Here is a 25,301-nt window from a genome sequence, read left to right on the forward strand (position 1 = left end):
CGGCCCGCTTGGCAACCCCTGAATGAAGAAAAAGTTGGCAACGTGAGCCAGCCGTCATCAGACGGTCATCTCGAGGCCTTCTTTCGTCAGATGGTCCAGTGTTCCAGGAAAGTATCGACCGGCATCGATTCGAGCCGCGCGACATCTTCATACAAGGCGAGTATCCGCTCGCAACGTTGTGCAGGAAAGCGCGTTGCCAGGTTACGGCGGAACTTCTCTTTCAACAGGGGAATCCCCTCCTCTCGTCGACGTCGATGCCCCAAGGGATATTCCACCGCCACCCGGTCAGTGTGCGTTCCGTCATTGAAGAAGACCTGAATGGCGTTAGCGATGGAGCGCTTGTCCGCCTGGTGGTATTCAAGGCTGTATCGTTCGTCTTCCACGATCTCCATCTTGTCACGCAGGAGGTCGATGACGGGGTGCGCCCGATGGAAGTCGTCCTCGTAGTGCTCGGCGGTCAAATCACCGAACGCCAGCGGTACGGCGACCATATACTGCAGGCAGTGATCCCGGTCGGCAGGGTTGGCGAGCTCCCCCACTTTGGAGATGATGCGGATGGCAGATTCATGCGTGGTCACCACGATCCGTTCGATCTCGTCCAGGCGATCGCGCACCAAGGGATGCAGCGCGACGGCTGCTTCGGCCGCGGTCTGGGCATGAAACTCCGCCGGGAAACTGATTTTGAACAGGACGTTCTCCATCACGTAAGTCCCGTAGGGCTGAGATACACTAAAAGCGCGCTCGGCCTCGGGCTTGATCGCCTGATCCCTGTTGGTCTTGCTGAACAGGACATCGTAGAACCCCCACTGCGGCGCGGAAAGCACGCCCGGGATACCCATTTCGCCCCGCATCGCCATATCGGCCAGCCTGACCGCCCGGGACGTTGCATCCCCTGCCGCCCAGCTCTTGCGAGATCCGGCGTTAGGTGCGTGACGGTAAGTACGCAGACTCTGCCCGTCGACGAAAGCGTGCGATAGCGCCGAGAGCAGCTGCTCGCGGTTGGCGCCCATCAGCTTGGCGACCACAGCCGTCGATGCCACCTTGACCAGCACGACGTGATCCAGACCTACACGATTGAACGAGTTCTCCAGCGCCAGCACGCCTTGTATCTCGTGGGCCATGACCATGGCATCGAGTACATCGCGAAGGGTCAGCGGTTGTTCGCCCTTTGCCAGGCGCTGCTGGGAAAGATGATCGGCCACTGCCAGAATGCCGCCGAGATTATCGGAGGGATGCCCCCACTCCGCCGCCAGCCAGGTATCGTTATAATCCAGCCAGCGGATGATGCAGCCGATATCCCAGGCCGCCTTCACGGGATCGAGTCGAAGCTGCGTGCCGGGCACCCGAGCCCCATGGGGGACGATCGTACCGTCTACCAGCGGGCCCAGATGTTTGGTGCATTCCGGAAAACGCAGTGCCAACAGCCCGCATCCCAGCGTATCCATCAGGCAGTGCCGCGCGGTATCCAGCGCTTCCCGACTTTCGATGCGATAGTCGAGCACGTAATCCGCAATCGCCTGAAGCTCCGGATCGTAATCGGGGCGCTGGTTGAAATCGACGTTGGCACTCATGGCATTTCCTTTGATTTGTGACTTGTCCGGCTCGATGTTCGAAGCCGATATTATTGACGCTGCTCGATCGGCACCCAGTCGCGTTTTTCCGGTCCGACATAATCGGCACTGGGGCGGATGATACGGTTGTTGGCGCGCTGCTCGAAGACGTGTGCGCACCATCCCGTCAAACGGGAGCAAACGAAGATCGGCGTGAACAACTTGGTGGGAATGCCCATGAAGTGATAGGCGCTGGCGTGATAGAAATCGGCATTGGGGAAGAGCTTCTTCTCTCTCCACATGACTTCATCGACACGCTGCGACACCGCATAGAGGTGATTGTCGCCCACGTCATCCGCCAGTTGTCTGGCCCATCCCTTGATGATCGCGTTACGAGGATCGGACTCGCGATAGATCGCATGGCCGAAGCCCATGATCTTGTCCTTGCGCTCGAGCATTTCGAGAATATGGCGCTCCGCCTCGTCCGGCGTCGACCAGCGGCTGATCATTTCCATCGCCGCTTCATTGGCACCGCCATGCAATGGTCCGCGTAGCGAGCCGATCGCCCCGGTAACGCAGCTGTGCAGATCCGACAGTGTCGACGCACACACCCGCGCCGTGAAGGTCGAGGCGTTAAACTCGTGCTCGGCATAGAGAATCAGCGAGACGTTCATCACCTTGGCGTGCAACTCGGAGGCCGGCTTGCCGTGAAGCAGATGCAGGAAATGACCACCCACGGAGTCGTCGTCGGTTTCGGTCTCGATGCGCTCGCCGTAATGTGAATATCGATACCAGTAATTGAGAATCGACGGCATGACCGCCAGCAGCCGGTCCGCGTGGCGCTGTTGGTCTTCCCTGCGCTGCTCGGTTTCCAGATTGCCCAGCATGGAAGTCCCTGTGCGCAGCACATCCATCGGATGCGCATCGGACGGGACCTGCTCCAACACCTTCTTCAACGCCTCCGGCAGCGAACGGGAACGCTGGAGCAACGCGACGTAGTCATCCAATTGACGCTGATTGGGCAACTCCCCCTTGAGCAGTAGGTAGGCGACCTCTTCGAAACGCGCCTTCTCCGCCAATGTCTGGATGTCGTAGCCGCGATAGGTGAGTCCCGAGCCGCTCTTGCCCACCGTGCAGAGTTCGGTCGAGCCGGCACTCTGCCCGCGCAGGCCGGTGCTCTGGAGTTTTTCCACCATGATGATCTCCTCCAATAATCTTTTCCTGCTGCGACTCAGTCGCCCCCTTTCTCGAAGAGCATATCGAGCTTGCGTTCGAAGGCGTGATAGTCGAGAAAGTCGTAGAGTTCTTCTCGTGTCTGCATCAGATCGACCACATCCCGCTGATGCCCTTTGGCGTGAATATCCCGATACACCTTGAGTGCCGCGGCATTCATCGCACGGAAAGCCGAGAGCGGATAAAGCACCATGCGACAGCCGACCTCGGCGAGTTCCTGCTGGGTAAATAGCGGCGTAGCCCCGAATTCGGTGATGTTGGCGAGAATGGGTGCCTCGACGCCCTCGCAGAACGCCCGATAGTCATCCAAGGTATGCACCGCCTCGGCAAAGATCGCATCGGCGCCCGCCTCGATACAGGCGTTGGCCCGCTCGATCGCCGCAGCCAAACCCTCCTTCTGGAAGGCATCGGTGCGCGCGATAAGATAGAAATCCGCATCGTGACGGGCGTCGGATGCCGCCTTGATACGATCGACCATCTCCGACTGGGAAACGATCTCCTTGTTGGGCCGATGGCCGCAGCGTTTCTGCGCCACCTGATCCTCGAGGTGAACCGCGGCAACACCGGCGCGCTCCATTTCCTTGATCGTGCGGGCGATATTGAAAGCTCCGCCCCAGCCGGTATCGATATCTACCAGCAGCGGCAGATCGCAGGCGCCGGTAATACGGCGGGCGTCTTCCACCACATCGTTGAGCGTGGTCATGCCCAGATCCGGCAGCCCGTAGGAGGCGTTGGCCACCCCGCCACCGGACAGATAAAGGGCATGATGCCCGACTGCCTTTGCCATCATCGCGCTATAGGCATTGATGGCGCCGACGATGGGTAACGGACGGTGGCTATCGAGCGCTTCACGAAAGCGGGCGCCGGGGCTTGGTTGAGTCATGATTCGATCCTCGGGATTGCGGGAGAGTCGGACGCCTCCTCTCCCAGCGTACGGGCATAATGGGCAGCGACATTCTCGCGAGAGGCGCTGACATGGCGGCGCATCAGCAGCTCGGCCAGCTCGGCATCGCCCGCTTCGATCGCATCAACGATACGATGATGCTCGACGAACGCTCGCTGCGGCCGGGAACCCTTGGCGCTGAATTGGGTACGATAGAGCCGCACCAGGTAATAGAGGTCGTCGCACAGCAAGGTCATCAGCATGCGATTGTGGCTGCCCTGCACGATGCGATAATGAAAGTCGAGATCGCCCTCGCGCTGGTAATAAGCCTCTCCGCTGGACAAGTCTTCCTGACGTTCGTGAAAAGCCAGCAACTCTCGCAGCCCGGCAATTTCCTCGGCGGTCATCGACTTCGCGGCCAGTCGCGCCGCCATGCTTTCCAGCGCCTCGCGAACATCGAACAGTTCCAGCAGCTCGTCCATCGACAGCTTGACGACCCGGGCGCCGACATGAGGCACGCGCTCGATCAGGCGATAGGTTTCCAATCGGCGCATGGCTTCCCGCAACGGCCCCCGGGAGATACCGTAATGCGACGAGAGGTCCGGCTCCGTGATGCGCGTGCCGGGCGGCAGCTCGCCACGAACGATGGCACGCTGAAGCTGGTGGAAAACGCGCTCGGCCAGGGTTCGAACTACAGGAAGTTCGGTGTCGGCATCGTGTGCATCGGAAGTTGGTTGAAACATTAAGTTGTTAACAATCAAAGGGCGAAGATCCAATCATAGGCGCCCCGTTTTCCCGGGGCAATGGAAAAAACGTCGCAGATATCGCACTTTAGTCGAAAAGCACAAACTTCTTTTTGCATCATTGTCGACAATCAGTTCCCGCAAGCGGCCAGACACCGGCAGATACGCTTCCGCTCCCGGCACCGTTCACGTTCGCCCACGAGAGCGCAAAGACCTCGCTCATCATCACGACTCCCGATAAACTTGCGCCAGGCAATCGTTGCCTGCATGACAAGGCTTTCGATGCCGTGTCGTTGTTTCATTCGTCAGGAAAAGGTGTTCATGGCTGACGCGCGACCGTGGCTCGAGATAGCCGACCTTCCCTATACCTCCGACCCCACGTCGCTCTTCGAACGATTGCAGCAGCGCCCCGGTGCCGTATTACTGGACAGCGGCCGTCCGAGCGCCCCGGGTGGACGCTTCGACATTCTCAGCAGCGATCCGCTGGCGATGCTGACCATCGAAGACGGCCACCCTCGCTGCGAGCCGTCGATACCACTGCCCGCCGCCCCCTTTGCAGCGCAACAGGCCTTGCTGGAGCACGCCGAGACCGAACTGCTGCCGAGACTGTCGAATACTGTCGCAGCGCGGGCCAGCGCCCTTCCGTTTCTCGGCGGTCTGCTCGGCTACTGGGGCTATTCGCTGGTCAAGCCTCACGATGCGACGGACGACGCTGCCCGCCGAGACGCCCGGCGACCGGAGCCCGGGCTGCCCGAGGCCAGGCTCGGGCTCTACGACTGGGCGCTGGTTCAGGATCACCATGCCCGGCGCACGTTTGTTGTAGCCACGGCCGAACGTCGCCAGCAGGTCATGGCCTGGCTGGACGAGCCTGCAACCTCGACGCGGCCCGACTTCACCCTGACCAGCCCCTTCGTGGCCGACCTGGATCGCGCCGGCTATGCACAGCGCTTTCAACGGGTCATGGACTACCTTCACGCGGGAGACTGCTACCAGATCAATCTGGCCCAGCGCTTTACCGCCCATTTTCAGGGGAGCACCTGGCAGGCGTACCAACGTCTTCGTCAGGCCACCCCGACGCCCTACGGCGCTTATCTCGCGTGGGAGGACCAGGCCATCCTGTCGCTGTCGCCGGAACGCTTCATCGGTATCGCCGATGGACGGGTCGAAACCCGCCCGATCAAAGGGACTCGCCCCCGCGGCTCGACGCCCGAGGACGACCAGCGCCTGGCGGCAGAGCTACGACAGAGCGCCAAGGATCGCGCAGAGAACGTCATGATCGTCGATCTGCTCCGCAACGACCTCGGTCGTGTCTGCCGGCCCGGCAGCGTCACGGTTCCCCAGCTCTGCGGACTGGAGAGCTATGCCAATGTCCATCATCTGGTCAGTATCGTGCATGGGGAACTCGCAGTCGGCGCGAAGCCGCTGGATCTGCTGGCTTCCGCTTTTCCCGGCGGCTCGATCACCGGCGCCCCCAAGCATCGCGCCATGCAGATCATCGACGAGCTGGAGCCCTCCCAACGTAGCGTCTACTGTGGGAGCCTCGGCTATCTCGATCGTCGCGGCCGTCTCGACACCTCGATCGCGATCCGTACCGTCATCGCCGATGGCGACACGCTGCATATCTGGGGCGGCGGTGGGCTGGTCGCGGATTCCGACGAAGAGGCCGAGTATCAGGAAACGCTGGCCAAGATCGCACGATTGATGCAGGCGTTAGCGGGTTGAAGCCGTCGCGAGCCCGATTTCTGATAGCCTCTCCTTGGCTGACGCTGCCCGACCCCACCTCCAGACATCGATTCTTGCCTTGAAAGCCACCACTCGCTTGTCTCACACCGCGAAGCCGGAATCCACGGCAGTCCGCTACCTGGCCCGCCAGCGGCGTCAGCGGAGGTTGATCGCCCTGGCCGCCCTGGCGGTCCTGATTTCGCTCCTGGTCGATGTCGCTACTGGCCCCGGGGCCTATGCCCTTCCCGACGTGCTGAAAGCGTTGGTGGCACCGTCGGAGGTGTCCCGCATTCTCGAGATCGTGGTGTGGGAGATTCGGCTACCGGTCGCCTTGATGGCCATCATCGTCGGCGCCAGTCTCGCCGTCGCTGGCGCGGAAATGCAGACACTGCTCGACAATCCGCTTGCCGACCCGTTCACGCTCGGCATCTCTTCGGCGGCCAGCTTCGGCGCCGCGCTGGCCATCGTGCTCGACTTCGGCCTCCTGCCGGTGGCCGGCACGCTGCTGCTGACCGGCAACGCCTTCCTGCTGGCCATGTTCGCCTCCCTGGCGATATGGGCCTTGAGTCGACTACGCGGCGTCAGCATCCAGACGATGGTGCTGATGGGCATCGCGATCATGTTTTTCTTCAACGCGCTGCTGGGAATCCTGCAGTACGTCGCTTCCGCCGAGTCGCTGCAGCAGCTGATGTTCTGGTCGCTGGGCAGCCTGGACAAGGCCAGTTGGGGAAAGCTCGGGCTCGCCGGCCTGGCGTTGATGATCACGATGCCGGCCTTCATCAGGGCCCGGTCGCAACTGACCGCCCTGCGGCTGGGAGACGTTCAGGCCAAGGCGATGGGTATCGATGTCGGTCGACTTCGGCTGCGCATGCTGCTGTGTTGCGCACTGCTGTCGGCGACAGCCGTCGCCTTCGTGGGAACCATCGGCTTCGTCGGCCTGGTCGGTCCACACATCGCGCGCCTCCTGGTCGGCGAAGACCAGCGCGTGTTCCTGCCGATGTCCGCGCTGACCGGCGCGCTGATTCTGTCGTTGACCTCGATCCTCTCGAAGACGCTGATTCCCGGCATCCTGCTACCGATCGGCCTCCTGACGGCCCTGATCGGCCTGCCGTTCTTCGTCTCGCTGATCCTGCGTTCGCGCCGGGAGACATGGCGATGACTCTCACCATCGATCATCTCGACTGTTCGCTGGGGAAGCGTCGAATACTGCACGACGTTTCCGGCCTGAGCGCAAGCCCGGGCGAGATCACGGCATTGATCGGCCCCAACGGCTCGGGCAAATCGACGCTGCTCAAGGCGATCGCCGGCATCGAAGCGGCCAGCGGTCGCATCAGGCTGGGTGAACGGCAACTCGATGCGCTGTCGCTCGAGCAGCGCAGCCAATGCCTCTACTATCTCCTTCAGGACACCAGCACCCAGGCAGCGCTGAGTGTTTTCGAAGCCGTCCTGCTCTCTCGTCGAACGCAGGTTGCCGAGCCCGCCGCCACCGCGCTGTCGGCGGTGGAACGAGCCCTGACATCTCTGGAACTCGACCCCTTGGCCGAACGCGAGCTGGTCACGCTTTCCGGCGGTCAGCGCCAGCGAGTCGCGATCGCGCAGGCGATCGTGCGGAAACCGAAGCTGCTGATGCTCGATGAACCGACCAGCGCGCTGGACCTGCACCACCAACTGCAGGTGCTCGACTATCTTCGGCGTCTGGCGCGCCGCGAAGGGATCGTCATCGTTCTCGCGATTCACGATCTCAACCTGGCCGCCCGCTTCGCCGATCATCTGTGGGTCGTGAAGGAAGGTCGACACATTGTCAGCGGCATGCCAGAGCAAGTGCTGACCCCCGAGCGCCTGCGAGACATCTATGCTATCGAAGCCCATGTGGAATGGCCGATCGACGCCCCGCCTCGTGTCATCCCGCTATCGGCCCTGCACCGGCTGGGTGACTAATAATCAGAAGATTGATTTCTAATGCCAACTAGATAATCTGGTTATATATCCATCTAACCAAACGGTATTGGTCGATGCCTGGCCGCCCTTGCTAGAGTGACAGCCATTCCACGCCCCGTCGGATTTTGCCCACCTTGCGGCGTGACCACCCTGAAGGAGTCAGCCATGGCGTTCGACCTCGATGCCCTGAACCGTGAAATCGGCCACGATCCGCTGGCCATTACCGAATTCGCACTGAGCCTGGATCAGAAGGCGATCTGCACCACCAACTTCCGTCCGTTCGAGGCCGTGATACTGCACCTGGTCACTCGTGTGCGCCCCGATATTCCCGTCGTGTGGATGGATAGCGGCTACAACACGCCGGAGACCTATCGCTTCGCCGAGGAACTGACCAGGCAACTCGACCTCAACCTGACCATCTACCACCCGCTTCGCTCACGGGCCCATCGCGAGGCAGTGGAAGGCCCGACACCGCAGATCGACGACCCGCGTCACGCGGCGTTCACCGAAGAGGTCAAGCTCGAACCGTTCCGCCGCGCCCTGGCCGAGACGGCGCCGGATGTCTGGTTCACGGCACTGCGGGCAGAAGACACCGCGGAGCGCTCGCGCATGCAGCCCCTGTCCCGCAATGCCGGCGGGCTTTTGAAAGTGGCTCCGGTACTGCACTGGACCGCCAAGCAGATGTATCAATACCTGCAGCAGCACGACCTGCCCAACAACTTCGACTACTTCGATCCGACCAAGGTGGAAGAAAAGCGCGAGTGCGGTCTGCATTTGCAACATTGACCGGCAACGCGTCTCGCTCGGTCCGCACCCTACAACGCATGAGCCCCGCCAGTGGCGGGGCTCATGCATTGAGAAAAAGATCGTCTGCTGGAAACGATCCCGACAGGAACCGGCCTCTACGACACGATTTCTACAGCACCGGCAGCTGAATTCCCTCGAACAGCTCGGCCTCGTGCCGCGGCCCCGCCGCCAGCGCCGCCTCGACGGTTTCTCGATCGAGGTGTGGTGCCATGCGCTTGACGAAGTCATACATGTAGGTACGCATGAAGGTGCCGCGACGTATGCCGATCTTGGTGGTGGAACTCTCGAACAGATGCGACGCATCCACGGCGATCAGGTCGCTGTCGGCAACGGGGTCGACGGCCATGTGCGCAACGATGCCAATCCCCAGTCCCAGGCGCACGTAGGTCTTGATCACATCGGAGTCGGCCGCAGTAAGCACGACATTGGGCGTCAGGTCCCGGGACTTGAACGCATCATCGAGCTGCGAACGACCGGTAAAGCCAAAAACGTAGGTGACCAGAGGATGTTCGGCGACGCGTTCGAGCGTCAGCTCGCCGGTGGCCAGCGGGTGCCCCTTGGGTACGAGCACGCAACGATTCCAGCGGTAGCACGGTAGCAGTACCAGATCGTTGAACAGCTCCAGCGACTCGGTGCAGATCGCGAAATCCGCGGACCCTTCACTGACCATCTGCGCGATCTGCTTCGGCGTCCCCTGCTGCATGTGAAGAGCGACATCCGGATACTTCTGGCGAAACTCGCTGATTACGCCAGGCAGCACGTACCGTGCCTGGGTGTGCGTGGTGGCAATCGCCAGGTTACCGCGGCGTTCGTCGCTATGTTCCTGCGCGACGTGCTTGATATCCTCGACCGTTCGCAGCACCTTGCCGGCCAATTCGACGATCGCCTCCCCGGCGGGTGTCACGCGAGTCAGATGCTTGCCGCTGCGCGCGAAAATCTCCACACCGAGTTCATCTTCCAGCAGCCGAATCTGCTTGGAGATACCGGGTTGCGACGTGAACAGGCTTTGGGCCGTCGCCGATACATTGAGCTGATGCCGTGTCACTTCCCATACATAGCGCAACTGCTGAAGCTTCATAAGCGACCTCGTGGCTTCCCGACTCACCAAAAATGGCATAAGAAACGATTTAAAGATTACTTTACGCAATAAGTGGCAGCACGTGAAGGCCAAAAAACGCTATTCCGGATATGAAAAAATGACCTTTAATAACTTGGCGCTATCGTTTCGATAAGCCAGGATATTTGCCAGCATCCCATGCAAGGGCTAACATCGACGCCATAAGCTCGGTAAGAGCCCAATGTCTACAGGAGTTAACGTCATGTCCAACAACGTCGATATCACCACGGCCAATTTCGAACAGGAAGTGCTGAATTCGGACAAGCCCGTTCTGCTCAAGTTCTGGGCGCCCTGGTGCGGTCCCTGCAAGATGATGGCGCCCGTCGTCGACGAAGTCGCCGATGAAAAGGCCGAGGATATCAAGGTCGTCAGCGTCAACGTCGATGACGCCCCGGAGATCGCCTCCGAGCACGGGGTGCGCGGGGTTCCCACGGTGATGCTGTTCAAATCCGGCGCCAAGGTCGCTTCGCTGGTCGGCGCGCAGTCCAAGTCCCAGCTGACGCAGTTCCTCGAACAGAACGGCTGATACCGGCAGACCGCCGACAGATAGTCTCGGTTTCGCCATATTCTCAAGGCCGCACTCTCGTGAGTGCGGCTTTTTCATGGCCGCCATTCCGGTCGCCGGATGACCGAACGGCAGTCGGAACCTTGAGAGGCCAAGCCAGCCTGCTCTCGAACTGGGTCCGGCCGGTCGAATCTTCGGTGCCTGACGCTACCTGATCGCTACTCGATTTCTTCCTCCAGCTCATCCAGCGCTTCCTGAGCCTTGCGCTGACGCCGCCGTCTACGCTCCGAGGGGCTCAACATCTTGGCGATCCAGCGCGTCTCGGGATGGCTGTCCAGCGCGATCTTGAGCGTCATCGTCAGCGGTACCGACAGCAGCATGCCGACCGGCCCCAGAACCCACCCCCAGACCACCAGGGAAAGAAACGCGACCAGCGTCGATAGTCCCATCGTTCGGCCCATGACGCGGGGTTCGACGATGTTGCCAAGAATGAAGTTGATGGTGAGATAGGTACCCGACAGGATCAGCGCCTTCACTACCCCGCCGTCCGGCATCGCGAGTGTCAGCAGGACCGGCGGCACCGCGGCCAGCACCGAGCCGATATTGGGAATGTAATTGAGAATGAAAGCCAGCGCCCCCCAGAGCAGCGCGAACTTCACCCCGACGAGCCAGGCCGAAATCGTGACCAGCACCCCCGTGATCAGGCTGATCACGGTCTTTACCGCCATGTAGCGCTTGAGGTTGTAGCTGAACTCGGTGAACCGCTCCAGACTCGGCCCCGGATTGGTCAGTGCCCTGGCCACCTTCTGGCGAAAATCCAGCGTCTCGAACAGCATGAAGTTGACCATCAGCAGAATGACCAGGCTCTGGGACAAGACCAGGCCCAGACCGCTGAGAAAGCCGGAAACCCAGCTCTGGTCGCTGGAGTCGTCGACCATGTTGGAGAGTTGCTGCGGCGAAACGGACAACCCCTGGTTGGCCAGCCACTCCAGCAGGGTCAAATAGTGTCCCTGGAGCTGCTTCTGCGTTTCCGGCCAGCTGTCCATGAACATCGCGAAGCTGTTGGCCAGCAAGGTGCCGAACAGCGCCAGCAACCCGCCCAGTATCAGCAGCGTGATCAGTACGGCCGCGAAGGGATTGACCCCTCGGCGATAGAGCCAGTGGACTGGCGAAGCGCAGATCACGGCGATGAACAGCGACAGCAGTATCGGGATGATGAGGCTTTCGGCGGCGCGTATCCCGGCGATGATGATCGTCAGCGACGCCAGCGTCAGCATCAGATTGAAGGGAACGTTCCGAAACGTGGGTTCCTGCCCGGACGACATAGTGATAATCCTAGTGACACATCCTGTGAATCGAGACAGTAGCATGATCCTCGCACGGGTTCGTTGCCACGATGCAAAGTGTCGGCAATATCCTCTTTATCCAGACGCTGAATGCAGACACGCCCGAGCCAGAGCCCGGGCGTGTCCGCCAACCTTGATCGATGACTGATCCTCGGCGATCAGCCATAACGGCCGGTGATGTAGTCCTCCGTCCGGGATTCCTTCGGCTGGGTGAAGATCTTGGTCGTGTCGTCACACTCGATCAGGCTGCCCAGATACATGAAGGCGGTGATATCCGAGATGCGGGCTGCCTGCTGCATGTTGTGCGTCACGATAACGATCGTGTAGTCCTTCTTGAGCTCGTTGATCAGGTCTTCGATGTACCCGGTCGAGATCGGATCCAGCGCCGATGTCGGCTCGTCGAGCAGGATCACTTCCGGCTTCACCGCGATGGTGCGGGCAATGCACAGCCGCTGCTGCTGCCCGCCGGAGAGTGCCTGACCGCTCTGCTTGAGCTTGTCCTTGACCTCGTTCCAGAGCGCCGCCTTGCGCAACGCCCACTCGACTCGCTCTTCGAGCTCGCGGGCCGAGAGCTTCTCGTAGAGACGAATCCCGAAGGCGACGTTGTCGAAGACCGACATCGGGAACGGCGTCGGCTTCTGAAAGACCATCCCGACCCGGGAGCGCAGCAGGTTGAGATCGACGCCCGAATCGTAGATGTCGTGATCGTCGAGCAGGATCTGACCCTCGGTCCGGATCCCCTCGTAAAGATCATGGATGCGGTTGAAACAGCGAATCAACGTCGACTTGCCGCACCCCGAGGGGCCGATGAAGGCCGTGACCTGGCGCTCGGGAATTTCCATGGAGACGTTCTTGAGCGCCTGGAACTTGCCGTAATAGAGGCTCAGATCGTCCACCCGCAGCTTGGTAGCAACCTGGGGAGCAGGCGTCGCATCGACGGGATCGGCGTCGCGTTTCTGCTTGAGAGAAATATCGGCTGTCATGGCAGTCTCGCAGCTGGAAATCAGGAACGCTGGCGCGAGAAATAGCGCGCCGCAATGTTCAGAATCAGGATGGCAGCGGTCAGGATCAATGCGCCGCCCCAGGCCAGTGCAACCAGATCGGGAATGAAGGCATTGATCGTCATGTTCTGGTAGATGGTCATCGGCAGGTTAGCCATCTCGCTACCCAGGTCGAAGAAATTCCATTGATTGGAATTCAGCGATGTAAACAGCAGCGGTGCCGTCTCGCCACTGATACGGGCAAAGCCCAACAGGATACCGGTCAGGATGCCTGCGCGAGCGCCGCTGTAGCAGACACGGACGATGATCCACCAGCGATGGGCGCCCAGCGCAGCGGCGGCTTCCCGCAGCGAATTGGGGATCAGACGCAGCATGTCCTCGGTGGAGCGAATCACTACCGGCACGATGATGACGGTCAATGCCAGCACCCCTGCCCAGGCGGAGAAGTTACCCATCGGCACGACGACCACCGCGTAGATGAACAGGCCGATGATGATCGACGGTGCCGACAGGAGGATATCGTTGATGAAGCGAATCACCTTCGCCATCACCCCCTTGCCGCTGTACTCCGCCAGCCAGGTACCCGCCGCGACGCCGATGACAGTACCGATCAGGGTCGCGGCGCAGGTCATGATGAACGTGCCCCAGATCGCATTGCCCAGGCCGCCGCCGGTCATCCGCGTACGCTCGACGAAGGTCGACGGCGAGATCGCACCGATGCCCTTGGTCACCAACGTGAAGAGGATCGCGAACAGAAAGACGAACCCGATCACGGTGGCCAGCTGACAGAGCAGCATCACCAGCTGGTTGAGCCGCTTGCGGCGGCGGTAAAGCGGCGTTTGACTGATATTCATGGCTCTCTCCTGCCGCTTACGCGTGGCGACCGGTACTGTTGCGCAGCAGATAGCGCGCGAAAGCCAGTACCGCAAAGGTGATCAGGAACAGAATCAGGCCGAGCGCCAGCAGCGCCGAGCGCTGAGTGCCGTCCGACTCGGAGAACTGGTTGGCGATCAATGCCGCGATCGACGTGCCCTGACCGGTCAAGGTGGTATTCAGGAACAGGTTGTTGCCGATCACGAACGTCACCGCCATGGTCTCGCCCAGCGCACGCCCCAGACCGAGAACGACACCGCCGACCAGACCGCCTTTCACCGACGGCAGAATCACGCGCCGCGTCACTTCCCAGGTCGTGCAGCCCAGTCCGTAGGCGGACTCGCGCATGACCGCGGGCACGGTGTTGATCACGTCTCGGCTTACCGCCGTGATGAAGGGAATGATCATCACCGCGAGAATGATGCCCGCCGTCGTCAGACCGGTACCGGCGGGAAAGACAGAGGGGAACCAGGTGCGCAGTAACGGTGCCAGCACCTCCATGCCCCACATGCCGTAAATGATCGAAGGGATACCGGCCAGCAGCTCGATCAATGTACTTAGCGGCTGACGCAGGAACCCCGGGCATCGCTCGGTCAGAAAGATAGCGATGCCGAAAGAAACCGGCACGGCAATGACGATCGCGATGAACGACGTCAACAGCGTCCCGTAGATTGCCGGCAGCGCGCCAAAGACCTCGACGTTGGCCGCCCAGCGGTTTTCCGTAAAAAAGTCCAGGCCGTAACGCTGGATCGCCGGCCAACTGGACAACATCAACGACGCGATGATCGCACCAAGCAGCAGCAGCACGGCAAAAGCGAACGCGAACAGCGTGCGCTCGAACCATACATCGATGCGCGCCTTGCGTCGTAGCCGCTTGCGGGCAGCATCGCTGAGATGCCCCAGGCCGCTGGCTTGAATCGCGTTGGAGGTGGCCATCTTCATTCCTCATCGACTTGCCAACATGCCGCCAACCGGCGGCATTCGATACAGCGCCGCGACGGAGGCGGTATCCCGCTCACCGTCGCGGCATGTCATGCAGGGATCACTGGTTCCAGACAGCGCCGCCATCCGGACCCTGGATTTCGCTCCAGCTGTCGCGAACCATCTCGGCGACGTTCTCCGGCATCGGCACGTAGTCCAGTTCCTGAGCCATCTCGCTGCCGTTGCTGTAGGCCCAGTCGAAGAATTCCAGTGCCTGACGCGCAGCGTCGGCGTCCTGGACTTCCTTGTGCATCAGGATGAAAGACGCACCGGTGATCGGCCAGCTTTCGTCACCCGGCTGGTTGGTCAGCACCAGATACATGCCCGGCGCGGCCTTCCAGTCGGCGTTGGCGGCAGCAGCCATGAACGACTCCATGCTCGGCGCAACGACTTTGCCGGCCTGGTTCTTCAGGTGTACCAGACTCAGGTCGTTCTGGGCCGCGTAAGCGAACTCGACATAACCGATCGCGCCATTGGTGTTGGCGATCTGGCTGGCGACACCAGCGTTCGCCTTGGCGCCGACACCAGCCGGCCACGCGACGGACTTGCCCTCACCCACGGTGTTGGCGAAATCTTCGCTGACCTGGGACAGGTAATGCGTGAACAGGAAGTTGGTGCCCGAGCCTTCCGCACGGTAGACCGGCGTGATCTGAGTATCCGGCAGATCCATGTTCGGGTTCAGCTTGGCGATCGCCTCGTCGTCCCAGCTGGTGATCTTGCCCTGGTAGATGTCGGCCAGCGTCGGGCCGTCCAGGTTGAGCGAACCCCCTTCGATACCTTCGACGTGGAATGCCGCGACTACGCCGCCCATGACCATCGGCCACTGCATCAGACCGTTCTTGTCGAGCTCTTCCTTGGTCATCGGTGCATCGCTGGCGCCGAAGGTGACCGTCTTGGCGACGATCTGCTGAATGCCGCCGCCGGAACCGATCGCCTGATAGTTGAGGCCGATGCCGGATTCATCCTGGTAGGCGTCCGCCCACTGCGAATAGACCGGGTACGGGAAGGTTGCGCCAGCGCCGGTAATGGCTTCCTGGGCCTGAACACCAGCGGCACCCAGAACCAGCGATCCGGAAATGAGCGTTGCGAAGACGTGTTTAAGCATAGCGATATCCTGTTTCCACCTTGAATGCGTGAGCGATAACGACGTTGCGAAGGTTGCCAACACTCTCAGCACACACCGTACTTCAGTGTCGTGACAGTTTTATGACACCGATGTAGCAACTATCGCGAAGGTTTCGAGGTCGTGCCCGCCCTTTTATGAAAAAACCATCGAACGATTGCCTGAAGTCTTCAGGATCGTCGATGGTTCTTTGACGGAGCATTACCGTGACAACCTTCGCGCCACCACAGTGGCAAGGTTTGATGACAACAGGATGACAAACGTCAAATCGAGTAACGATCTCGCCGTTTAGGGTAACGGCTCAGGATGTCATCTCGTCAGACACGACACGGCGCTTGAGCGCGCGGCCAGCCAGCACGCGAACGGCGATGTTGCCCAGTAGCGTGGCGCCCAGCATCGTCAGTACCGTCGGCCAGGCGCTGGCCAGTTCGAAGGCCCCCACCAGCGCTCCCGAGACGGCGCCGCAAGTAAACTGCAGACAGCCCTGTAACGCGGTCGCCGTCGCGCTCATGCGCGGGAAATGATCCAGCATCGACGACATCGCGTTGGGACTGATCAGCCCCTGCATGCCCACGAACACCACCATCAGCGGCGCCACGGTGAAGATGGAGTCCAGTCCTGTCGCCACCATGGCGACCAGCAGTAACCCCGCCGTGAGCTGGACCCCCAGCCCCAGGAGCAGGTTCTGCTGCGGCGTGCGCGTCTTCAGCAGCCGGATATTGAGCCGACTGGACGACGCCATGATCAAAATGTTGGCGCCGAAGACGAAAGGATAGAGCGTGGTCGAAAGCCCGTAGTGCTCCATGTAGAGATAAGGAGAACCCGTGATGAAAGCGAACATGCCGGCAAACGACATCGACACCGCACCGATATACCCCATCGCTTCGCGATGCCGAAGCACGCTGACGTAATTGCCGAGGATCTGGCGTGCCGAAGGCGCCTGCGGATCGCGCCCATGGGTCTCGGGAAGATAACGACCCAAAAGCCACAACACGAACGCGGCATAGACAGCGAGAAACAGGAAAATCAGCCACCAGTCCGCCAGGTGCAACAGCGCGCTACCGATGGCGGGTGCCACCAGCGGTGCCATCATCAGGATCATCACCATGGTGGACATCACCTTGGCTGCCTCGCGGCCACTGAACCGGTCGCGCACGATCGCCGCAGAGTTCACCACGCATGCTCCGCCGCCCAGCGCCTGCACGAACCGCCACCCCCACAGCGTCGCCAGCGAGCCCACCTGGGTCAGCGCCAGGCTGGCGATGAAGAAGACGCCCAGACCCAGCATCAACACCGGCTTGCGGCCAAATCGATCCGAGAGCGGCCCACAAATCAGCTGGCCCAGGGCAAAGCCGAGCAGAAAGACGCTGAGAGATAGTTCCGTGTGATGCACGCTGGCACCAATCGAAGCGGCCAGTGACGGCATCGCCGGCAGGTAGGCATCGATCGCCAGCGGCGCCAGTGCGGTATTGGCCGCGACCAAAAACGCCAGACGGCGTGCGCTCAAAGTCGTCACACTCTCTCCTTAATATTCCGGTGCCTCACTCCGATTTTCCTGCCGGAGACAAACTGGAAGGAACCCATGGAAAATCACGCAAAAAACGCCTTGCCAAAAGCGGCAAGGCGCGAAGGTTCGAAACCCGATAGTCACAACATAACACTCGAAACAAGATCCTGAAGCGACCGCCGAAGGCTGTCCGGATCCGACTCGTGGCTAGTGCTTCTGCTACCGGCGTGGCAACTCGTCACGCTAGGAGCCCGATCGCGATCAGCCGCGCGATGGCGCGTTGGTGCGCTGTGACTCGAGCAGCTCGACGAACGGTTGAAACTCGTGCCGATTGTGCTCGCTCATGCGCATGAGGATGCGGTGGGCCTCGAGGATTCGCCGCTGGATGTCGTTTTCATCCGCCTCGACATGGGGCAGCTCGTCCAGTTCCGATGGCTCGGTCAGCGGAGCTTCCAGCAGCGTGAAATAACGCGCGAACCCCATCACGTCCAGCATGCGTCGCACGTCCGGATGTTCGGCGATGATCGTGGGTGGATCATCCAGCCGCCCCTGTACGGCCATTGCCACCTTGGCCAGAAAACCCAGCGCGGTCGAATCGACGTTGGTTGCCTCGCGCAGGTCGACCATCACCGCACGCAGCCCCGGCAGTTCCGCCAGGCGCTGGGCCTCGGCATCCAGGGTGGCACACAGCGTCAGCCGCACGTCACCGCACAGCTTGAGCACAAATACGCCCGACTCGAAGGCCGCCTTGATTCGCCCTTCAATCATGGTCGAAACCACTCAGTGTCATCATGCTGAGATCATCCGGCAGAGGATCCCCCAACGCCAACCCTTCCCTCAGATCGTCGACGCTGGTGCAGTGTGTCGTGCGGCGTTCGAGTTCCTTGAGCCGCGCGTCCAGTGAACCCGCCGGCAAACACTCGAGAATGCCGTCGGAGCAGAACCAGAGTCGAAACGACTCCGGCAAAGGACAACCATAGATGGGGTACTCGACATCGGGAAACAACCCCACGGGTGGCCCCTCGCCTCCCAGATAAGCGCTACGCCCCTCGGCCTGGAGGATCGGCATCGGCAACTGGGCGCCGAGCGCATAGTGCAGAAAACGACGCTCGTGGTCCAGTACCCCGGCAAAGACCGTCGCATGCTTGCCGATTCCGGTCTCGAGCAACTCGCGATTGAGCTCGCCCAACCATCGGGACGGAAACGCCTCCGGCAACAATGTGCGCCATTGGGCCAGCCAGCGGTTGCAGAGATACCGCAGAAGCACGGTAACGAACGCCGACGAGGAGCCGTGCCCGGCGACGTCGGCAAAGTAGAAAAAGCTGTAGCGGTCGTCGCAGCGCTGAAAGTCCAGAAAGTCGCCCGACAGGTACAACGACGGCGCGAACCAGTAGTCACAGCGCACGCCGAGATGCGTAACGCCCTGGGGCGGCAGCAACTTGCGCTGTACGTGGCCTCCCGCACGCTGATCGTCCCTCAGCATGGCGAGATGCTTCTCGAGACGTTCGTTGAGCGCCTCGAGCTCTGCCCGACTCTGGTTATGATCGCGCGACAGCCGATCCAGTTCCAGGGCTCGCTCGACCAGACGCCGCAGAATATCGGCATGCTTCAGCGGCTCGACCAGATAGTCGATCAGGCCTGCATCGAGCGCCTTGTGCAGATCGCCATCGCGACGACTCTCGCTGATCACGATGGTCGGACGCCCGACGGCAAGCTGTTCCCAGCCCTCGTGGGAGACGGCCCGCACATGCGCGACCACCAGATCGCAGTGCGCCGGCAAGGTCGAGACCGAGACGGCCACTCGCACCTCGACGTCGAGGCGAGAAAGCTCCTCGGCCAGCCGCTCGCGATCCGGCCCGGGCAGATCGATCAGCCCGATCACGGGCAACTCGTCCGACAGCGTATTGGACACGGGTCTACTCGGCGAAGTCGTCTTCACTATATTCGAAATCGTCACCGAAACCGCCGCTGGCGAACGGATCCTCCCCCGCCGCGCCGTTGGTGACCTCGAACTGCCGACGCTGGAGATAAGCGTCGCGAATGAAGCTGTAGCGGTCCCCCTGAATCAACGCCTCCTGGTCGAGCAGACTGGCACGCAGATCCACGTAGCGCAGGAAGGTCAGGCCGTAACGCCATTTATCCTCTTCCACATAGGTGACCGGATAGGTGTACATATCGACCGGCAGGCCGCTGGTATCGCGAACGGTGCTCGGCCCCAGGATCGGCAGTACCAGGTAGGGGCCGGAATCGACACCCCAGACACCCAGCGTCTGGCCAAAGTCTTCCTCGTTCTCGTCCAGGCCCATTCGCGTGGCCGGGTCGAGAACGCCGCCGACGCCTAGAATGGTATTGACCAGGAAACGGCCGGACGCCACGCCAGCATTGCTCCATTGCCACTGGAGAATACTGTTGAAGACGGTACGGATCTCGCCCAGGTTGGAGAAGAAGTTACCGACACCATCCTGAACCGGATCCGGCGTGACCGTGTCGTAACCCTGGGCGATCGGTTTCAGCGCATAGCGGTCGAGCGTGTCATTGAACTGATAGACGCCCCGGTTGAAGCCTTCCCAAGGGTCCTGAGGATTGGAATCCTGCCCCGTCGAGGCGCAGCCGCTCAACGCTGCAGCGACACAGACGCCGCCCAGCCAATGGATCGATTTCATTAACACGCATTCCCTTTACGCAGTATCACACTGCCCGCACTGTAGCCCGCACCGAAGGAACACACCACCCCCACGTCGCCCTCCTGCAGATCGTCTCGATGCAGGTGGAAAGCGATGATCGATCCTGCCGAGCTGGTATTGGCGTAGCGGTCGAGAATCACCGGCGCTTCCGTCTCCGAGGCTTCCCGCCCCAGCACTCGCTGCGCGATCAGGTCATTCATATGACGATTGGCCTGATGAAGCCACAGTTTCTTGACCGAATCTCCCGTCAGCGACTGACTCTCCAGATGATCGAGAATCAGCGAGGCGACCATCGGGCAGACCTCCTTGAACACTTTGCGCCCTTCCTGGACGAAAAGCTTGTCCAATGTCTGCGCAGATTCATCGGCGAGACGATTGAGAAACCCGAAATTATTGCGGATGGCATTGGAGAACTGGGTCACCAGACGCGTGCCGAGTACCGTGAAATGCTCGCGATCCTGAGCGAGATGGTCCGCCTCCAGCACGATGGCGGTACAGGCATCGCCGAAGATGAAGTGACTGTCGCGGTCGCGGAAGTTGAGATGCGCCGAACAGATCTCGGGATTGACCACCAGCACCCGCTCCAGGCTGCCCGCACGAATCGCATTGGTCGCCATATCGATGGCGAACGTCGCGCTGGAGCACGCCACGTTCATGTCGAACGCATAGCCTCCGGCGCCCAGCGCGGCCTGAAGCTCGACCGCAACCGCCGGATAGGGTCGCTGGAGGTTGGAACAGGCGACGATGACCAGATCGAGCTGCTCGGCGCGGATACCGGCCGTGTCCAGCGCCTGGCGCGCGGCAGCCACTCCCATCTCGGCCTGGACCGAAAGCGTGTCGTTGGGCCGCTCGGGAATCCGCGGCCGCATCCGTTCAGGGTCCAGGATACCGCTGGCTTCCATCACGTAGCGGCTCTCGATACCCGACGCCTTGAGGATGAATGCCTCATTCGAGTGTGCCAGCGGCTCGCGTTCGCCGCGGGCAATCGCCTCCGCCTGTCGTGCATTCTCCGAGTCGACCCAGGCATTGAAGCTGGCGACCAGTTCGGCGTTATCGATCGAATCCGGCGGCGTGAACAGGCCCGTCGCGGTAATCACGGCTTGCGTCATCGGCTACTACCTCCCGCGGCTCAGGCCGCTTCAGATCATTACGCGCATCCATGTGTAGCAGATGCAATAAGGCGACCGTCGGTCACACGGTCTGCCCGGTCATTTCCTGCCAGCGCCGCGTCAGGCGCTTCTCCGATACGCTTTCCAGCGTGCCCAACTGCTGGGCAAATAGCGAGACTCGCCACTCCTGAAGCCACCAGCCGAACTCGACCAGATCGGCGTCGACGATGCCGTCGCGATGGGTCTGCTGCTTTCGCGCGTCGACCCGCGCCTCCCAGGCCTGTACCTGCTGCATCGACAGCTGGTCCCGGCGCAGGTCCCGAGGTGCCTTCTCGAGCCGGATTTCCGCTGCCTGCATGTAGCGCGGGTAATGCTTCAGCCAGGCACCGGCGTCGCGCACGAAGCCGGGATAGACGAGCCGCTGCATCTGGGCCTTGAGATCACTGTAGGTCAGAGCCAGCGCCAGCGTGACATTGCCCTTGAGCGCCTTGGTCACTGCCAGGTGCCCCTGCAACGCCTTGTGCAGGTCTTCCAGCAGCGACTCGGCATACGCGACCAGCTCGCCACGCCAGCTTTCGAGACGGGCATCGAACGCCTCTCGGGACCGCGGCAGCGGATCGGCGGCCACGGTCTGCGCCAGGCAGGCGTCGATCACATCGCGCGCCAGCTGCTCCTGACTGCCGACCTTGGCGAACAGCAGCGCGCACTGCTTGAGCTTCGGCAGCTCCCGCTGGATATAGCGCACCGTATCGGGAAGCCGACGGCGGGCCAGTTGCACCAGTCCGTCGCGATGCGCCGTCGCCGCCCGCTCGGCATGATCGAACCAGGCGACAGTCAGGTCGTCACCGTCAGCCACCAGCGCCGGATAGACTTCCACCTGAATGCCGGCCTGACGGGTCGTGCGAGAATCCGGCAGGGCCGCTTCCGGAAGATCGTCGAGACGTTCGGCGCTTTCCCGTGGCGTTTCCGCCAGCGCCCTGGCACCCGCCGCTGCCGCCTCGCCGAAGCGCTTCTGCAGGGCGTACAGGTCGCGCCCTTCTCCCAGCACCTTGCCGTGGTGATCGACCACGCGAAGATTCATGAGCAGATGCGGATCGAGCTGATCGAGACGCCAGGCAGACGCCTCCAGGCGCGTGCCGGTCTTGATTCGCAGGAACTCTCCCAGCGCCTCCTCGACCGGGCGCTCGTCCGGCGTCAAGGTCGCCAGCGCAGCGTCGACCCAGTCCGGAATCGGCACGACCTGGCGGCGCATCGCCTTGGGCAGCGCCTTGAGCAGCGCGATGCACTTCTCGCGCAGCAGGCCCGGCACCAGCCAGCTCAAGCGACCTTGCGGCAACTGGGCGAGCATCACGGCGGGCACGGTCAGGGTGACACCGTCATCGCTGGCACCCGGGGCGAAGTGATAGCTCAGCGGGTAGCGAACGCCGTTGAACACGAGTTCGTCCGGGTACTGCTCGACGCTGACGTCGTCGGCCTCCCGCGCCATCAACGATGCCTTGTCCAGCTTGAGAATATCCGGCGCGTCCCGCTCGGCCTGCTTGCGCCAGTTCTCGAAGCTGCGCCCACCGGCGACGTCCGCCGGGACCCGCTCGTCATAGAAGGCGAACAGCGTCTCTTCGTCGATCAGGATGTCCCGCTTGCGTGCCCGATCCTCGAGCTCCTCGACCTCGGCGACCATCGCCCGGTTGTGCGCGAAGAACGCGGCCCTGGTCTGATAATCTCCCTCCACCAGCGCGCGCCGCAGAAAGATCTCGTGCGCTTCTTCCGGCGCCACCTTGGCGTAATCCACGCGGCGACCGGTCACGATCGGCAAGCCGAAGAGCGTGACCTGCTCCAGCGCCACCACCTGGGCCCGCTTGCGCTCCCAGTGCGGTTCGCTATAGCTGCGCTTGATCAGATGGGCCGCCTGCGGTTCGATCCACTCCGGCTTGATTCTGGCCACGTCACGGGCATAGAGGCGGCTGGTCTCCACCATTTCGCCGGCCATGACCCACTTGGGCGGCTTGCGCGAAAGTCCCGATGCCGGATGAATCAGGAAGCGCCGGTTCCTGGCGCCAAGGAATTCGCGGCTTTCCGGCTGCAACTGCCCCAGGTTGGAGAGCAACCCGGACAGCAGAGCCTGATGCAGACGTTGCGTATCGATCCGGGGCAGCTTGGCGGCCTCCGCCGATACCGAGTCGCCGGAGCCGCTGTCGGCCGGCCGTGACGGCTCGTCGTCATCGGGTTGCACGGCGCTTGTCAGCTCGAGCTTCATCTCGCGGGTCAACTGACGCAACTGGCGATAGGTATCGTGCCATTCGCGCAGCCGCAGATAATTCAGATACTGTTCGCGGCACCAGCGTCGCAGCTGGTTGCTCGACAGCGTCTCGCGCATGACATCGAAGCCATGCCACAGGTTGAGCCAGGCGACGAAGTCGGAGTTGGGGTCTTCCCACTGCTTGTGGCGCTGATCGGCGGCCTGGCGCTTTTCCGCCGGCCGCTCGCGGGGGTCCTGCGTCGCCAGCGCACTGACCACGATCAGCACTTCGCGCAGGCACTGGAAACGTTCCCCCGCCAGCACCATCCGCGCCAGCCGCGGATCGATCGGCAACCGCGACAGCTGCCGCCCCAGGCCGGTGATTCGCTCGGCGTCATCCACCGCTCCCAGTTCGAACAGCAGCCGATAGCCATCCTTGACGAAACGGGCATCCGGCGCATCGACGAACGGGAAGTCGAACACGTCGCCCAGCTTGAGCGACAACATCGACAGGATCACCGAGGCCAGGTTGGTGCGCTGAATCTCGGGCTCGGTGAACTCGGGGCGGGAAAGGAAATCCTCTTCGCTGTAGAGCCGAATGCAGACCCCTTCGGCGACACGTCCGCAGCGCCCCTTGCGCTGATTGGCGCTGGCCTGGCTGACCGGTTCGATCGGCAGGCGCTGGACCTTGGCCCGCGCGCTGTAGCGGCTCATGCGGACCAGGCCGGGATCGATCACGTAGCGTATCCCGGGCACGGTCAGCGAAGTCTCGGCGACGTTGGTGGAAAGCACGATCCGCCGGCCGGCGTGCGACTGGAACACCCGGTTCTGTTCGGCGTTGGAGAGTCGCGCATACAGCGGCAGGATCTCGGTGCTCTTGAGGTCGGCGCGCCGCAGCACGTCGGCAGTTTCACGAATGTCCCGCTCGCCGGGCAGAAAGATGAGGATATCGCGCGGGCCGCTGTACCAGCGCTTTTCGCGTTCGATGCGCTCAACTTCTTCGACCGCGGCCAGGATCCCCTCCTGCAGCGTCAGGTCCTCTTCCTCCCGGGATTCGCGTACCAACGGCCGATAATGCACCTCCACCGGATACGCCCGCCCGGACACTTCCACCACCGGTGCCGGCTGGGTCTTGCCGTCGCGCTCGATGGCGAAATGCCGCGACAGACGCTCGACGTCGATGGTCGCCGACGTGATGATCACCTTGAGATCGGGCCGGCGGGCCGTCAGCCGCTTGAGATAGCCCAGCAGGAAGTCGATGTTGAGGCTGCGCTCGTGAGCTTCATCGATGATGATCGCCTCGTAGCACATGAGATCGGGGTCGTGCTGCGTCTCGGCCAGCAGAATGCCGTCGGTCATCAGCTTGACCAGGGTGTCGTCGCTGCTCTGATCGGTGAAGCGCACCTGATAGCCGACCTGCTCGCCCAGCGGCACCTCGAGTTCCTCGGCAAGGCGCGAAGCCACCGAGCGCGCCGCCAGCCGGCGTGGCTGGGTATGACCGATCATGCCCCGACGCCCCAGGCCCAGTTCCAGGCAGAGCTTGGGTAACTGCGTAGTCTTGCCGGAGCCGGTCTCGCCGGCCACGACCACGACCTGATGCTCGCGCAGCGCTTCGAGAATCGTCTCGCGCCTGGCAGCCACCGGCAGCGATTCCGGGTAGTCCAGCGTCACCGGCTGGCTCCGGCGACGCGCGAGCACCTCGCTGGAGGCGGCCAGCCGCGACTCGATCTCCTTCAGCGACCGGTCGATCGGCTTGCCGTCACGGGCACGCCGAGCCAGACGCCGGAGCCGCTGGCGCTGCTCGTGGGCGTCACGCAGCAGACAGCCATCCAGGCGAGTTTCCAGATCATTCAGGGCTTGCAGCGAGGGGGAAGCGATAGCGCTCAAAGAGATCCTCTACGTCGGCGAGATAACGACAGAAACGGGCCGCCACCAAAGGCGAT

21 protein-coding genes are annotated in these 25,301 nt (G+C 61.9%); 5 read left to right on the plus strand and 16 right to left on the minus strand.

What is annotated here, in order from left to right:
* Positions 1-86: 86 nt before the first annotated feature.
* Genes prpD through DOM32_RS12675 form a run of 4 tightly spaced genes read right to left on the minus strand, consistent with a single transcriptional unit; the run spans position 87 to position 4,409 of the window.
* A complete protein-coding gene (gene prpD, locus DOM32_RS12660) occupies positions 87-1,571 on the minus strand; it encodes a 2-methylcitrate dehydratase (RefSeq protein ID WP_110635038.1) in 1,485 nt (494 codons plus the stop codon).
* Positions 1,572-1,621: 50 nt separating this feature from the next.
* Entirely contained in the window at positions 1,622-2,746 is a 1,125-nt protein-coding gene (prpC, locus tag DOM32_RS12665; RefSeq protein WP_110635247.1) for a bifunctional 2-methylcitrate synthase/citrate synthase, read from the minus strand.
* A 35-nt stretch (positions 2,747-2,781) separates the two neighbouring features.
* On the minus strand, positions 2,782-3,666 hold the full coding sequence (gene prpB / locus DOM32_RS12670) for a methylisocitrate lyase (protein WP_071231613.1): 885 nt from the start codon (positions 3,664-3,666) through the stop codon (positions 2,782-2,784).
* Complete coding sequence (locus DOM32_RS12675; RefSeq protein WP_110635041.1) at positions 3,663-4,409, minus strand: GntR family transcriptional regulator; 747 nt, start codon at positions 4,407-4,409, stop codon at positions 3,663-3,665. Before DOM32_RS12675 ends, prpB begins: the two co-directional genes overlap by 4 nt.
* 321 nt (positions 4,410-4,730) lie before the next feature.
* Between DOM32_RS12675 and pabB the strand changes: the two genes are divergently transcribed.
* From pabB to DOM32_RS12695, 4 genes are all read left to right on the plus strand, one after another.
* Positions 4,731-6,131 (plus strand): aminodeoxychorismate synthase component I, encoded by a 1,401-nt coding sequence (gene pabB, locus DOM32_RS12680; RefSeq protein WP_110635043.1) that lies wholly within the window; start codon positions 4,731-4,733, stop codon positions 6,129-6,131.
* A 79-nt stretch (positions 6,132-6,210) separates the two neighbouring features.
* On the plus strand, positions 6,211-7,290 hold the full coding sequence (locus tag DOM32_RS12685) for a FecCD family ABC transporter permease (protein WP_244179913.1): 1,080 nt from the start codon (positions 6,211-6,213) through the stop codon (positions 7,288-7,290).
* Positions 7,287-8,069, plus strand: a complete 783-nt coding sequence (locus tag DOM32_RS12690) for an ABC transporter ATP-binding protein (RefSeq protein ID WP_110635046.1) — start codon at positions 7,287-7,289, stop codon at positions 8,067-8,069. The genes DOM32_RS12685 and DOM32_RS12690 overlap by 4 nt, the downstream gene beginning before the upstream one ends.
* A 165-nt stretch (positions 8,070-8,234) precedes the next feature.
* Complete coding sequence (locus tag DOM32_RS12695) at positions 8,235-8,855, plus strand: phosphoadenosine phosphosulfate reductase domain-containing protein (RefSeq protein WP_110635049.1); 621 nt, start codon at positions 8,235-8,237, stop codon at positions 8,853-8,855.
* Positions 8,856-8,985: 130 nt separating this feature from the next.
* On the opposite strand, the gene cysB is transcribed toward DOM32_RS12695, so the two are convergent.
* Complete coding sequence (gene cysB, locus DOM32_RS12700) at positions 8,986-9,954, minus strand: HTH-type transcriptional regulator CysB (protein WP_071231618.1); 969 nt, start codon at positions 9,952-9,954, stop codon at positions 8,986-8,988.
* A 241-nt stretch (positions 9,955-10,195) separates the two neighbouring features.
* Here cysB and trxA point away from each other — a divergent pair, with 241 nt between their 5' ends.
* Positions 10,196-10,519 carry a thioredoxin gene (gene trxA / locus DOM32_RS12705; protein ID WP_110635052.1) on the plus strand — a complete coding sequence of 108 codons (324 nt, stop codon included), beginning with the start codon at positions 10,196-10,198 and terminating at the stop codon, positions 10,517-10,519.
* A 197-nt stretch (positions 10,520-10,716) separates the two neighbouring features.
* Here the strand turns inward: trxA and DOM32_RS12710 are convergent, their stop codons facing one another.
* From DOM32_RS12710 to hrpA, 11 genes are all read right to left on the minus strand, one after another.
* Complete coding sequence (locus DOM32_RS12710) at positions 10,717-11,823, minus strand: AI-2E family transporter (protein WP_071231620.1); 1,107 nt, start codon at positions 11,821-11,823, stop codon at positions 10,717-10,719.
* A gap of 179 nt (positions 11,824-12,002) precedes the next feature.
* Positions 12,003-12,827 (minus strand): phosphate ABC transporter ATP-binding protein PstB, encoded by an 825-nt coding sequence (gene pstB, locus DOM32_RS12715; RefSeq protein ID WP_083387314.1) that lies wholly within the window; start codon positions 12,825-12,827, stop codon positions 12,003-12,005.
* Positions 12,828-12,847: 20 nt separating this feature from the next.
* Positions 12,848-13,699, minus strand: coding sequence for a phosphate ABC transporter permease PstA (pstA, locus tag DOM32_RS12720; protein ID WP_110635055.1), 852 nt, complete (start codon positions 13,697-13,699; stop codon positions 12,848-12,850).
* Positions 13,700-13,715: 16 nt separating this feature from the next.
* On the minus strand, positions 13,716-14,654 hold the full coding sequence (gene pstC / locus DOM32_RS12725; RefSeq protein WP_071231640.1) for a phosphate ABC transporter permease subunit PstC: 939 nt from the start codon (positions 14,652-14,654) through the stop codon (positions 13,716-13,718).
* 106 nt (positions 14,655-14,760) lie between these two features.
* Complete coding sequence (gene pstS, locus DOM32_RS12730) at positions 14,761-15,804, minus strand: phosphate ABC transporter substrate-binding protein PstS (RefSeq protein WP_071231621.1); 1,044 nt, start codon at positions 15,802-15,804, stop codon at positions 14,761-14,763.
* 319 nt (positions 15,805-16,123) lie between these two features.
* Complete coding sequence (locus tag DOM32_RS12735; protein WP_110635061.1) at positions 16,124-17,338, minus strand: Bcr/CflA family multidrug efflux MFS transporter; 1,215 nt, start codon at positions 17,336-17,338, stop codon at positions 16,124-16,126.
* Between the two features lie 252 nt (positions 17,339-17,590).
* The gene (locus DOM32_RS12740) at positions 17,591-18,097 is read right to left on the minus strand and encodes an STAS domain-containing protein (protein ID WP_071231623.1); all 507 of its coding nucleotides are present in this window, start codon (positions 18,095-18,097) and stop codon (positions 17,591-17,593) included.
* Positions 18,090-19,229, minus strand: a complete 1,140-nt coding sequence (locus DOM32_RS12745) for a PP2C family protein-serine/threonine phosphatase (protein ID WP_071231641.1) — start codon at positions 19,227-19,229, stop codon at positions 18,090-18,092. The genes DOM32_RS12740 and DOM32_RS12745 overlap by 8 nt, the downstream gene beginning before the upstream one ends.
* Positions 19,230-19,245: 16 nt before the next feature.
* Entirely contained in the window at positions 19,246-19,992 is a 747-nt protein-coding gene (locus DOM32_RS12750; protein WP_071231624.1) for an MlaA family lipoprotein, read from the minus strand.
* On the minus strand, positions 19,992-21,122 hold the full coding sequence (locus DOM32_RS12755; protein ID WP_110635064.1) for a beta-ketoacyl-ACP synthase III: 1,131 nt from the start codon (positions 21,120-21,122) through the stop codon (positions 19,992-19,994). Before DOM32_RS12755 ends, DOM32_RS12750 begins: the two co-directional genes overlap by 1 nt.
* 82 nt (positions 21,123-21,204) lie before the next feature.
* Complete coding sequence (gene hrpA, locus DOM32_RS12760) at positions 21,205-25,245, minus strand: ATP-dependent RNA helicase HrpA (protein WP_110635067.1); 4,041 nt, start codon at positions 25,243-25,245, stop codon at positions 21,205-21,207.
* Positions 25,246-25,301 lie beyond the last annotated feature (56 nt).

Source organism: Salinicola salarius, assembly GCF_003206135.1.
GTDB classification, from domain to species: domain Bacteria; phylum Pseudomonadota; class Gammaproteobacteria; order Pseudomonadales; family Halomonadaceae; genus Salinicola; species Salinicola salarius.